This is a genomic window from Microbacterium sp. (assembly GCF_029263575.1).
Lineage (GTDB): Bacteria > Actinomycetota > Actinomycetes > Actinomycetales > Microbacteriaceae > Microbacterium.
In genome coordinates, this window is sequence record NZ_JAJUFV010000088.1 from 1 (window position 1) to 12240 (window position 12240).

The following is a 12240-nucleotide window of genomic DNA, read 5'->3' on the forward strand; positions in this document are numbered from 1 at the left end:
GCAGGTGACGGAACCACCACCGCGACCGTGCTCGCTCAGGCACTCGTGCGCGAGGGCCTGCGCAACGTCGCAGCCGGCGCTGACCCGATCTCGCTCAAGCGCGGCATCGAGAAGGCTGTCGCCGCGATCACCGACGAGCTGCTCTCCAGCGCCAAGGAGATCGAGTCCAAGGAGCAGATCGCGGCCACCGCCTCGATCTCCGCCGCTGACCCCGAGATCGGCGAGCTCATCGCCGAGGCGATCGACAAGGTCGGCAAGGAAGGCGTCGTCACCGTCGAGGAGTCGCAGACTTTCGGCACCGAGCTCGAGCTCACCGAGGGCATGCGCTTCGACAAGGGCTACCTGAACCCGTACTTCGTCACGGATGCAGACCGCCAGGAGGCCGTGTTCGAGGAGCCCTACATCCTCATCGCGAACTCGAAGATCTCGAACATCAAGGATCTTCTCCCCGTCGTCGACAAGGTCATCCAGGACGGCAAGGAGCTCGTCATCATCGCCGAGGACGTCGAGGGCGAAGCCCTGGCGACCCTGGTGCTGAACAAGATCCGCGGCATCTTCAAGTCGGCTGCCGTCAAGGCTCCTGGCTTCGGCGACCGTCGCAAGGCTCAGCTGCAGGACATCGCGATCCTCACCGGTGGTCAGGTCATCACCGAAGAGGTCGGTCTCAAGCTCGAGAACACCACGCTCGACCTCCTCGGCCGCGCACGCAAGGTCATCATCACCAAGGACGAGACCACGATCGTCGAGGGTGCCGGTGAGGCCGACCAGATCGAGGGTCGCGTGACGCAGATCCGTCGCGAGATCGAGAACACCGACAGCGACTACGACCGTGAGAAGCTCCAGGAGCGCCTGGCGAAGCTCGCCGGTGGCGTCGCCGTCATCAAGGCCGGAGCAGCGACCGAGGTCGAGCTCAAGGAGCGCAAGCACCGCATCGAAGACGCCGTGCGCAACGCGAAGGCCGCTGTGGAAGAGGGTGTCGTCGCCGGTGGTGGCGTCGCGCTCATCCAGGCCGGTGCGAAGGCTCTGGCAAGTCTCTCGCTCGAGGGTGACGAGGCAACCGGTGTGAACATCGTGCGCGTCGGTGTCGAGGCTCCGCTCAAGCAGATCGCCAGCAACGCGGGCCTGGAGCCGGGCGTTGTCGCGAACAAGGTCGCAGAGCTCGAGACCGGCCACGGCCTCAACGCCGCGACCGGCGAGTACGGCGACCTGTTCACGCAGGGCATCATCGACCCGGCGAAGGTGACGCGCTCGGCGCTGCAGAACGCTGCCTCGATCGCTGCGTTGTTCCTCACCACCGAGGCTGTTGTCGCCGACAAGCCCGAGAAGGCTCCGGCGGCTCCCGCCGGTGACCCGACGGGTGGCATGGACTTCTAAGAAGATCCCACACACAGCGAAACGCCCCGGCCACGGCCGGGGCGTTTCGTCGTTCATCAGCGGAACAGGCTCGCAGAGTACTGATCGGCTTCCGAGTACTGCGATGCGGCTGAGCCGAGCGCGGTGCCGATCGAGTCGAGCACCTGCTCCACGTGCATCTGCGCGGCGCTCCACTGGTCGCTGCATCCCTGGAAAGCGACGGATGCGGCGCCGGTCCACGATGACTGCAACTGGGTGAGCTGCGCCTTCAGTGCGAGTGATTCGCTGCGCAGCCGCTCCATCGTCGCTTTCGTAGCACCGGTGGCCGCGAAGACGGCTTCGGTGTCAACGGTATAGACGGACATGGGAACTCCTCTCGTTGGGAGTTCTGACGTTACGCAGGGTGCACGGTGCCGCTCAGCGCCAGGAACACGAACTGTGGACAGCCTCGCCGGCCGACAGACTGTGCAGAGTCAGAGCTCGTCGAGGTCGAGCCGGTCCAGCGGCTGGGTGTCTTCCAGCAGGTGTTCGGGCGTCGCCTGAGCGGGGGCCAACGGCAACGTCACCGTGAACGTCGCGCCGCCGCCCGGCGTCTCATCCACGCGGACGCTGCCGTGCAGCGCCGCGACGATCGAAGCGACAATCGCGAGCCCGAGCCCGGAGCCGCCGGTCTCTCTGGCTCGCGAGGTGTCGGCACGCCAGAACCTCTCGAAGATCTGCTCGCGGATCTGCGGCGGGATGCCATCGCCGTGGTCGACGATCGAGATGCTTCCTGTGCCGTAGGCCCGATCAGCGTCGACGACGAGTTCGATGGGGCTGTCTTCGGCGGAGAACCGGCGGGCGTTGCCCAGCAGGTTTGCAATGATCTGACGGACCTTGTTCTCTTCGCCGAGCACGATCGGGGGTGTGCGCACCGGAGCATCCTGTGCCTCGGTGAAATCGATCTCGGGCATCGACTGCGTGTCGGTGCGTCCGCGCCAGCGCAACCGGGCCAGTGCGCCGGTGCGAATCCGACCCGTGGCGGTGGTGGGCGCTGGAGGTGTGGTGCGCGGTCTCGGCTGGGTGCGCGCGCCAGAAGGAGCCGACTGCGAGGTCTTGTCGATCACGGTGATCGTGCGGCGCGGGGCGGCAGCTCGCAGGTCGAGCGCGGCGTCGCGGGCGACGGGGCGCAGATCGAGTGGGATGATCTGCAGTTCGGGCTCTTCGTCGAGGCGCGCGAGGTCGAGCAGGTCTTCGACGAGCACGCCCATCCTGATCGCCTCCTTCTCGATGCGCTCCATCGCGCGCGCGGTGTCTTCTTCGCCGCGGATGGCGCCCATGCGGTACAGCTCCGCGTAGCCGCGTACGCTCACCAGCGGGGTGCGCAGCTCATGGCTGGCGTCGCCGATGAAGCGGCGCATGTGCTGCACGGTGCGATCTCGTTGCGCGAGGGACTTGTCGATGCGCTCGATCATCGCGTTGATGGCGAAGTTCAGACGACCGACCTCGGTCGAGGGCTCCAGATCGGTCAGACGCTGACTGAAGTCGCCAGCTGCGATCGCCATCGCTGTGGTCTCCACCTGCCCGAGACGGCGGAAGGTCAGCGTCACCAACCCCCGGATCAGCAGCGCCGCGATCAAGATCGTCACGAGAGCCACGGTCGTATACACGCCGAAGTAGGTCGCGATGATGCTGTCGGCCTCTGCGAGCGGGAGAGCGACGTACTGCACGTAGAGCGTTCCGCGCGGGCCGTCGGTGACGACGACCGCACCATGGAAGTCTTGCCCGGTCTCGCTCTGCAACGACAAGAACCGGCCCTCCAGCGCGTGCGCCTGGGCGATCGTCATCGTTTCGGGAAACGCCGGTGTCGGAGCATCCCGCCAGCCCCCGGCCTGGGCCAGGAAGGAACCATCGGCTGCGTAGATCGCGAAGAAGTAATCCGACGTTCGCGGAGCGGTCTCCGACTCCGTGAGCGTGAGCGCGCCGTCGACGATCTCCATGTTGAACCAGCGGTCGGCCAAGTCGCTGGTCACGAGCGACGGCAGCTGCGCATCGATGTTGCTGATGAGGGAGTTGCGCAGCAACGGCACGGTGCCGATTCCGGCGACCACGAGTCCGAGGGCGAGGACAGCGACCGTCACCCCGGTGACCTTCGCGCGCAGGCTGATGCGCCGCCACCAACCGGTGACCGCGTCAGGCTTGGTGCCCATGCGGTTCTCCTTCGGGCTACTTGCCCACCTTCAGCATGTACCCGAAGCCGCGCTTGGTCTGGATGAGCGACTCTTCGGTATGCGGATCGATCTTGCGGCGCAGGTAAGAGATGTAGCTCTCGACGATTCCGGCATCGCCGTTGAAATCGTACTCCCACACATGATCGAGGATCTGCGCTTTCGACAGCACGCGGTTCGGGTTGAGCATGAGGTAGCGCAGCAGCTTGAACTCGGTCGGGCTCAGCTCGATCGGCTCGTTCGCCACGAATACGTCGTGAGTGTCCTGGTCCATCGACAGCTCACCCGCGCGGATGATCGACTCTTCATCGGCCTGCATCGTGCGGCGCAGGATCGCCTGGGCGCGCGCGACGATCTCGTCGAGCGCGAACGGCTTGGTGACGTAGTCGTCGCCACCGGAGTTGAGACCTTCGATCTTGTCCTGCGTATCGTCTTTGGCCGTCAGGAACAGGATTGGAGCGGTGAACCCGGCGCCGCGCAGGCGCTTGGTCACACTGAACCCGTTCATATCGGGGAGCATGACGTCCAAGATGATGAGGTCGGGTTCTTCTTCGAGCACCGCAGAGATGGTGGCGGCGCCGTTGGCGACGGTCTTCACCTGAAACCCGGCGAAGTTCAGGCCTGTGGAGAGCAGGTCACGGATGTTCGGCTCGTCGTCGACGACCAGGATGCGCGCATCAGTCATGTCCCCATTATGGTGACTCTGTCAATGGAGTGGCTGTTTATCTTGCGGAGCGGCGGATCCGCCAGGGCTTGTTCGGTTACGCCGCGGCCAACGCGTCGGCATCCAGAATCGTATAGCTGTAGCCCTGCTCGGCGAGGAAACGCTGGCGGTTCTGTGCGTAGTCCTGATCGACGGTGTCGCGGGCGATCAGCGTATAGAAGCTGGCGGTGTGACCCGATTCTTTCGGGCGCAGCAGCCGACCCAGCCGCTGAGCCTCTTCCTGGCGGGAGCCGAACGAACCGGAGACCTGAATCGCGACGGATGCCTCGGGCAGATCGATCGAGAAGTTCGCGACCTTCGACACGACGAGCAGTTCGATCTCGCCTTCTCGGAACTGTCGATAGAGCTCTTCGCGCTCGTCCACGGGCGTCGCGCCGGTGATCTGCGGGGCGTCCAGAGCATCGGAGAGCGTCTCGAGCTGGTCGAGGTACTGACCGATGACGAGGATGCGCTCGCCGGGGTGCTTTGCGATCAGCTCACGCACGGCCGTGATCTTGGCCGGCGCGGATGCCGCGAGCCGGTAACGATCATCGTCGGTGGCTGCGGCGTACTCCAGCCGGTCGTCGGCGGGAAGATCGACGCGTACCTCGAAGCAGGCGGCGGGGGAGATGAAGCCCTGTGCCTCGATCTGCTTCCACGGCGCGTCGAAGCGCTTGGGACCGATGAGGCTGAAGACATCGCCTTCGCGGCCATCCTCTCGCACCAGGGTGGCGGTGAGCCCGATGCGTCGGCGGGCCTGCAGATCGGCGGTGAGCTTGAACACCGGCGCCGGCAGCAGGTGCACTTCGTCGTAGACGATGAGGCCCCAGTCGAGTGCATCCAGCAGCGCCAGGTGCGCGTATTGTCCTTTGCGCTTGGCGGTGAGGATCTGATACGTCGCGATGGTGACGGGCTTGACCTCTTTGCTCTGACCGGAGTACTCGCCGATCTCGTCGGGCGTCAGCGAGGTGCGTTTGAGCAGCTCATCGCGCCACTGGCGAGCTGACACCGTGTTGGTCACGAGGATCAGCGTCGTGGTCTTCGTCGCGGCCATGGCGCCGGCCCCGACGATCGTCTTGCCGGCGCCGCAGGGGAGCACGACTACGCCCGAGCCGTCCTTCGCATAGGCGTCGACGGCATCCTGCTGATACGGGCGGATCTGCCAGCCGTCTTCGGCGAGCTCGATCTCGTGCGGGGTGCCGGGAGTGTATCCGGCGAGGTCCTCGGCCGGCCAGCCGATCTTCAACAGCTCCTGTTTGACCTGACCGCGCGCCCACGCGTCGACGACATAGGTGTCGGGGGTGGGGTGGTCGATCAGCAGCGGCTGGATGCGCTTGTTTCCTGCCACCTGCGTCAGCACGGCGGGGTCGGTCGAACGCAGCAGCAGCGCGCCTTCCGCATCGCGTTCGATGACGAGTCGCCCGTAACGATCGACGGTCTCGCGAAGATCGACCGCGACTGACGGCGGAACCGGGAAGCGCGACCAGCGCTCGAGCGTGTCGAGCATGTCCTCAGCCGTGTGGCCGGCTGCGCGGGCGTTCCACAGACCGAGGCGGGTGATCCGGTATGTGTGGATGTGTTCGGGAGCACGCTCGAGCTCGGCGAAGATCGCGAGTTCGTGGCGCGCACTCTCCGCGTCGGCATGGGCGACTTCCAGCAGGACAGTGCGGTCGCTCTGGACGATCAGGGGGCCATCAGACATAGCAGACCATTCTATCGCGCAGCGGGCTTACGGGACCGAGGGGTCGACGACGCGGGCCGAGCGGATGCTTTTGACCGGCAGTGTGCGCTCGACATCCGCCGCACGGTCACGGCCGCGCAGGCGCCCGCCTCCTAGCCCGCTTGCTTCGAGCGTCAGCTCTCGTGTGGTGCCGTCTGGCATGCCGACCTCGACGAGCAGCACGGATCGGCTGCGCACGGCCGCTTCGAGTTCGCGGTCGAGCCACGCGGCATCCGCATCGGGGCCCTGCTGCGCACGCAGGCGAGCGAGAAGCGCGCCATAGGGGGTGTCATCGGCGACCGCCCGCGGCGGGGCCGGATTGCGATCGATCACCTGTACCTGACCGTCATTGTCGACGATCGTCGCGGGGTAACGAGCGTCGGTGAGCGCCCAGTACACCGTGTCGCGGCCTACGCGCGAGGTGAGCCCGTCAGCATCGCGCGACAGCCCGAGTGGCCGCAGGGCTTGATCGACGCCGAGAGCATCGAGCAGTGTCGAGTCTGTGCTCGTCACGCGCGTGCGGTCGGATTCGGTGTCGAAGAACACCCGCACCAGGCCATGGCGCTGTGCGGTCTGGGTGACGAGGTACTCCAGCGGCTGGGGGATGCCGGTCAGACTGAGCTCGCCCAAAAAGTCGAGGATGGAGGCGGCTGTCTCGCCCGTGGCCAGCGCGTGCGAGATGGATTCTGCGGTGAAGCGGTACGACGACGCCTGTGCTGCAGATTCTCGCGTCGCGATCGCGCGCAGGCGAACGTCCAACGCGGACGCCAGGGGCCCCGGAGCGATCGCCGACAGGTCGTTCTGCAGAAAAATGCGGTCGACCTCGGTGGGGAGCATCCGTTCCAGGGCCGCGGAATCGGCTGCGCGGCCCTCGCGCAGCGCGACCGCCCACGCGGGCTCGGTGTCGCCGTCGGCGACGAGACCCAGCAGCTGCGCACGCCGGCGGAGCTCTCCCGCGTGAGCGCTCCATGCGGGATCCCACGGATGCTGCGCCGCCCACTGATTCACGGCAGGCCAGCCTCCGGCGGTGGTCTGCAGGCCGCGGGGGAGTCCCGCTCGAAAGGCCTCGGCGACCAGAGCCCAGCGTTCGGATGCCGAAAGCCGCAGCCATCTCTCGCCGGCTGCGGTGACCCGCAGCCGACGGTCACTGGCCTCGGCAAGGCGTGCGTGCCGGGCCAGCGCGACGAGGTCGTTCACGATCTCGGCCGACAGACCCGCTTCCTCCAGGCGCCTCTTGTCTCCGGCGGCGACATTGCCGCTGGTGAGCAGAGCCAACGGCGTCTCTCTCGCCATCAGCAGCACATCGGCCAACGCGCCGATGCTCGTGAAGGCCCGCTCGGCGGCGTGGGCGGACGCCCCCTCTGACGCAGGGGCCGCCTCGGTGTGCGTCGGTGCGCCATCTGGCACGCTCCGCGTCGCCACGGCCTCGGCGACGGGAGGCTGCGGTGTGCCATCGGGTCGCAACAGCGCCAAGGCGATGAGCGATGCCTCGGCAGCGGTGCGTGCGGGCTCGCTGACCACCGAGGCGACAGAAGCGGGATCAGCCGCCTGGTGCAGTACACGCGCTTCATCCAGGGTCAGCTGCGAAAGCATCCGCTCGATCGACGCCGGCTCCAACAGCGCCTCCGCGGCATCGAAGAAGTCGGCCCACGACGCGTCGGGGCGAACATCGCGCGCCGCGAACAGAGCGGCCAGCTGCGTATCGGGCGCAGCGGCCAGCCATACTGCAAGCGGGCGGGCGTGCGTGCTCATCGTCAGGAGCGCGAAGCGGCGCGTCCCTTCCGCACGAAGCTCATCACCAGCAGCGTGATGATCAGTATGAAGGCCAGGGGCAGACCCCACAGCGGAATCGCGGCCACCAGGGGCCAGACGCCCTCACCGAACGCCGTCTGGTTCATGCCCATGGCGCTGCCGATGATGATCGCGAAGAAGCAGATCACAGAGAGCGCGGCGAGCGTCAGCGCCGTGAAGGCGAGGATTCGATCCACTCGACGGACGGGAACGTCGGATCCCGAATTCTGCGTGCTCATTCGTCTCAGCTTAGTGCTTTGAATCCCGGTAGGCTGGGGGCAGCCGTATATACGCGCGCCATCTTTCAGCACGATCACACAGCGAGGTTCTCCATGCCCACCGGCAAGGTCAGGTTCTACGACGACGAGAAGGGGTTCGGCTTCATCGCCAGCGATGAGGGCCAGGACGTCTTTCTGCACGCCTCTGCCCTGCCCGCAGGCACCGCGGTGAAGCAGGGCGCCCGAGTCGAGTTCGGCGTCGCCGACGGCAAGCGCGGGCTGCAGGCACTGTCGGTACGTGTGCTCGATGCGCCCGTCAGCCTCGCGAAAGCGAAGCGCAAGCCCGCCGACGACATGGCGGTCATCCTCGAAGACCTCGTGAAGGTGCTCGACAACATCGGCGGCGATCTGCGCCGCGGCCGCTACCCGTCATCGGGCCAGGGGCGTAAGGTCGCGGCAATGCTGCGCAAGGTGGCTGACGATCTCGATGCCTGAGGCCGACGAACGTCTGACGGGCGCCCACGATCTGGCGCTCGCTGCGCTGTATGAGATCACCCCCGCCTCGACGGTCGGCCCGGCGGCCGGTTACATCGTCGAAGACGACGGGTCGGTATCGCTGCGCTTCGAGAACCGCCTGCCTGGTTACCCGGGCTGGTACTGGACGGTCACGGTCGCACGCGTCGACGATGCGGAGCCGACCGTGCTCGAAGCTGAGCTCATGCCGGCGGAGGGCGCGCTCCTCGCCCCCGACTGGGTGCCGTGGGCTGAACGGCTCGCTGAGTATCGTGCGCACCAGGCCGAGCTCGCCGAGCAGGCCGCGGCATCCGCTGCTGAAATCAGCGAGAGCGACGACGATGCGGATTCCGGCGACGCCGACGATGACGCGGATGACGACGACATCGATGACGACGACGAGGACGTTCCGGAGTCCCGCGTGCTGCACGCGGGCGATCTCGACGGCGTCGACATCGATGAACTCGATGACTCGGTCAGCGATGACTCCGACGGCTCTGACGAATCCGATGACTCGGACGCTGACGACGTCGACTCAGACGATTCTGACGACGACGCCGCGAGCGACGAGGAAGAGTAACTCAGGAGGCTGAGTTCTCCAGCACGTAGTCGATCGACCGGATGAGCTGGCGCACATCGTCGGGCTCGATGGACACGAAGGTCGCGATGCGCAGTTGGTTGCGGCCGAGCTTGCGATAAGGCTCGGTGTCGACCACGCCGTTTGCACGCAGGGTCTTGGCGATGCTGGCCGCGTCGATGCTGTCGTCGAAGTCGATCGTCACGACGACGGGGGAGCGGTGCGCGGGGTCGGTGACGAATGGCGTCGCGACGGCGGATGCCTCGGCCCACTCGTACAGCGCGGCAGACGACTCGGCGGTGCGGGCGCCGGCCCAGGCGAGCCCGCCGTTGTCGTTGAGCCAGCGCAGTTGACTGTCGAGCAGGTGCAGCGTCGTCAGCGCCGGCGTGTTCAGCGTCTGGTTGAGGCGAGAGTTGTCGAGAGCGTTCTTGAGGCTGAGGGACTCGGGGATGTATCGATCGGATGCCGCGATCTTCTCGATCCGCTCGATGGCCGCCGGTGACACGGCAGCGCCCCACAGGCCGCCGTCGGATCCGAGGTTCTTCTGCGGAGCGAAGTAGTAGACGTCGGTCTGCGTGACGTCGAAGTCGATGCCGCCGGCCGCGCTGGTCGCGTCGATCACGGTCAGTGCCCCCTCGGCGGCCACGCGCCGAACCGGTGTCGCGACGCCCGTCGAGGTCTCGTTGTGGGGCCAGGCGTAGACGTCGATGCCGTCGACGGCCTCGGGTGAGGTGAGCGAGCCCGGCTCGGCGGAGCGCACATCCGGTGCTTCAAGCCACGGGCCGCCGGCCGCCTTGGCGAACTTGCTGCCGAATTCGCCGAACGCGAGGTTCTGGCTGCGACGTTCGATCAGACCGAAGGCCGCGGCATCCCAGAACGCGGTCGATCCGCCGTTACCCAGCAGGATCTCGTACCCGTCGGGAATGCGGAACAGGCTGGCGAGCTGCTCGCGGACGCTCCCGACGAGATTCTTCACCGGCGCTTGGCGGTGAGATGTGCCGAGGACGCCGGCGCCTGAGGTGACCAGCGCTTCGAGCTGCGCGGCGCGCACTTTCGACGGGCCGCAGCCGAAGCGTCCGTCGACGGGCAGAAGGTCACGGGGAATCTCGATCGCCATGCGTCGATTCTAGAGGTGTCACGGTCGTGCTCGCTGCACTGTGACTCGCCTCGATGTCGGTGCGGGAATGTAGGCTTACCTAAGACGACCCGGAGGGCAAGATGACGGACCTGATCGACACCACGGAGATGTATCTCCGCACGATTCTCGAACTCGAAGAAGAGAACATCGTTCCGTTGCGCGCGCGCATCTCCGAGCGCCTCGGTCATTCCGGTCCGACCGTCTCGCAGACCGTGGGTCGAATGGAACGCGACGGCCTCGTCGTCGTCTCAGAAGACCGCACTCTCGAGCTCACCGACTCTGGGCGTCGCAAGGCCGTCGACGTGATGCGCAAGCATCGTCTGGCCGAACGTCTGCTGTCTGACGTGATCGGTCTCGATTGGGCGTTCGTGCACGAAGAGGCCTGCCGCTGGGAGCACGTCATGAGCGAGCAGGTCGAGCGTCGCCTGGTCGAGCTGCTGGGGCACCCGACCGAGTCGCCGTACGGCAACCCGATTCCCGGGCTCGACCAATTGGGCGATGTTCCCGCACGAACGTTCGATGAGGGTGTCGTCGGCCTCGTTCGCAAGCTCACCCACGCTGATGAGCCGATCGACGGCACGGTGCGGCGCCTGGCCGAGCCGGCGCAGGTCGATCCAGAACTGCTCGAGCAGCTGCGCGGCGCCGGCGTCGTGCCCGGTGCGCGTGGGAAGTTCCGTTTCAACGAGGGATACGTCCTGATCGAGATGGACGGCAACGACGAGGGGCTGGAGCTTCCTGTCGAGCTCGCCTCGCACATCTTCCTCGTGGGCGAACCGGTGTGACCCTTCGACAGGCTCAGGGAGCGATTGCCGGTGGACTCATCCGCTCTCGGGGGATTGCCAGGGTGTCAGGGTGACAGAATCGTTATCTTCCGGTAACCTCGGACAGGTCGTCAACGGAGAAGCCACTGATCGACATCCCGTCTACACCGCCTGACTAAGCGCACCCGAAGCGCCAAGGCGCAGGAGGACCCCCTTTTGGCCGCAGATATCGAACCGTCCGCGAAGACATCTGAAAAGACCCTGAAGCGCATTCGTGCCGCTGCTCCTCGCGACGCTGCTCGAAAGATGGTCAAGCCCATGCGCTCGATCGCGATCTTCGGAGCCGTCGGCGCTCTGGTGGCCGCGGTCGCACTTCCCGCCTACGCGGCGTCCTCGACGCCGGTCAACGCTGCCGCGACACTTCAGCAGCTGGCGACAAACGATGCCCAGTCGCTCGTGGTCGCCTCAGAAGCCACTGCTGCTCCGCTCGAGCGGGGCACGTTCTCGGCAACCACTCCCGAAGAGATCGAGAAGAAGAAGGCCGAAGCTGCCGCAGCGGCACGAGCGAAGGCCGCGGCCGCAGCCGCAGCATCCGCCTCCACCTCGACAACCTTCAACACCGCCGGCTACGCGCTCGTCGCCCCCGGTGACGGTGCTGTTCGCTATCCGCTGCCGCGCGGCTCGTATACTCAGGGCCGCACGATCAGCGGTGGCCATGACGGCGCTGACATGCTGGCGCCGGCGGGAACGCCAATCTACGCCGCGGCGGCGGGTGTCGTCCGTGTCTCCAGTGAGAGCCACTACGGCTACGGCGTCGCGGTCGTCATCGACCATGTGATCGCCGGCCAGCGGGTGTCGACCACGTACGCTCACATGACATATGGATCGCGTCAGGTGCAGGCCGGGCAGACGGTCGCAGCCGGTCAGCTCATCGGAGCGGTCGGAAGCACGGGACGATCAACGGCGAACCACCTCCACTTCGAGGTCTGGGTCAACGGCGGCAAGGCTGAGCCGTACGCCTGGCTTCGCGCGAACGCGGGCTGATCCCGCCGGCAGAACCCCGCTCGCCTCAGCGACACGCGCGAATGTTCATCTCGCGTTTCGTGGGTTGTCGGTGGGATGGGTTAGCCTGAACCCGTCGTCGCACGGACGGGAGAAGCCGATGGAACGAATACCGAACATCCGCACCATGGATGCACTCGGTCGTTACGTCCTTCGGCATTGCCCGCAGGGATGCACGGAGTTTGTCGTGTGCGAGA

The 12240-nt window shown here is 66.4% G+C and carries 12 protein-coding genes; 5 read left to right on the forward strand and 7 right to left on the reverse strand.

Features of this window, described 5'->3' with window-relative positions; translation table 11 throughout:
• Positions 1-1374, forward strand: a 1374-nt coding sequence (groL, locus tag Q1J95_RS09985; RefSeq protein ID WP_300267365.1) for a chaperonin GroEL, incomplete at its 5' end; no start/stop codon positions are given.
• Between the two features lie 56 nt (positions 1375-1430).
• On the opposite strand, the gene Q1J95_RS09990 is transcribed toward groL, so the two are convergent.
• From Q1J95_RS09990 to Q1J95_RS10015, 6 genes are all read right to left on the reverse strand, one after another.
• Positions 1431-1718, reverse strand: coding sequence for a WXG100 family type VII secretion target (locus tag Q1J95_RS09990; RefSeq protein WP_300267366.1), 288 nt, complete (start codon positions 1716-1718; stop codon positions 1431-1433).
• Positions 1719-1826: 108 nt separating this feature from the next.
• On the reverse strand, positions 1827-3542 hold the full coding sequence (locus tag Q1J95_RS09995) for a HAMP domain-containing sensor histidine kinase (RefSeq protein ID WP_300267367.1): 1716 nt from the start codon (positions 3540-3542) through the stop codon (positions 1827-1829).
• Positions 3543-3558: 16 nt separating this feature from the next.
• Complete coding sequence (locus Q1J95_RS10000) at positions 3559-4245, reverse strand: response regulator transcription factor (RefSeq protein WP_300267368.1); 687 nt, start codon at positions 4243-4245, stop codon at positions 3559-3561.
• 76 nt (positions 4246-4321) lie between these two features.
• Positions 4322-5965, reverse strand: coding sequence for a DNA repair helicase XPB (locus tag Q1J95_RS10005; protein WP_300267369.1), 1644 nt, complete (start codon positions 5963-5965; stop codon positions 4322-4324).
• Positions 5966-5992: 27 nt separating this feature from the next.
• The gene (locus Q1J95_RS10010) at positions 5993-7735 is read right to left on the reverse strand and encodes a helicase-associated domain-containing protein (RefSeq protein WP_300267370.1); all 1743 of its coding nucleotides are present in this window, start codon (positions 7733-7735) and stop codon (positions 5993-5995) included.
• Between the two features lie 2 nt (positions 7736-7737).
• Positions 7738-8013, reverse strand: coding sequence for a multidrug ABC transporter ATPase (locus Q1J95_RS10015; protein WP_300267371.1), 276 nt, complete (start codon positions 8011-8013; stop codon positions 7738-7740).
• Positions 8014-8106: 93 nt separating this feature from the next.
• Here Q1J95_RS10015 and Q1J95_RS10020 point away from each other — a divergent pair, with 93 nt between their 5' ends.
• Positions 8107-8487, forward strand: coding sequence for a cold-shock protein (locus Q1J95_RS10020; RefSeq protein ID WP_300267372.1), 381 nt, complete (start codon positions 8107-8109; stop codon positions 8485-8487).
• The gene (locus tag Q1J95_RS10025; RefSeq protein ID WP_300267373.1) at positions 8480-9085 is read left to right on the forward strand and encodes a DUF3027 domain-containing protein; all 606 of its coding nucleotides are present in this window, start codon (positions 8480-8482) and stop codon (positions 9083-9085) included. Before Q1J95_RS10020 ends, Q1J95_RS10025 begins: the two co-directional genes overlap by 8 nt.
• Before the next feature lies 1 nt (position 9086).
• Here the strand turns inward: Q1J95_RS10025 and serC are convergent, their stop codons facing one another.
• The gene (gene serC, locus Q1J95_RS10030) at positions 9087-10199 is read right to left on the reverse strand and encodes a phosphoserine transaminase (RefSeq protein WP_300267374.1); all 1113 of its coding nucleotides are present in this window, start codon (positions 10197-10199) and stop codon (positions 9087-9089) included.
• A 101-nt stretch (positions 10200-10300) separates the two neighbouring features.
• Between serC and Q1J95_RS10035 the strand changes: the two genes are divergently transcribed.
• Together Q1J95_RS10035 and Q1J95_RS10040 are read left to right on the forward strand one after the other, a co-directional pair.
• Positions 10301-11002, forward strand: coding sequence for a metal-dependent transcriptional regulator (locus Q1J95_RS10035; RefSeq protein ID WP_300267375.1), 702 nt, complete (start codon positions 10301-10303; stop codon positions 11000-11002).
• A gap of 285 nt (positions 11003-11287) precedes the next feature.
• Positions 11288-12025, forward strand: a complete 738-nt coding sequence (locus Q1J95_RS10040) for a M23 family metallopeptidase (RefSeq protein ID WP_300267376.1) — start codon at positions 11288-11290, stop codon at positions 12023-12025.
• Positions 12026-12240: the final 215 nt, after the last annotated feature.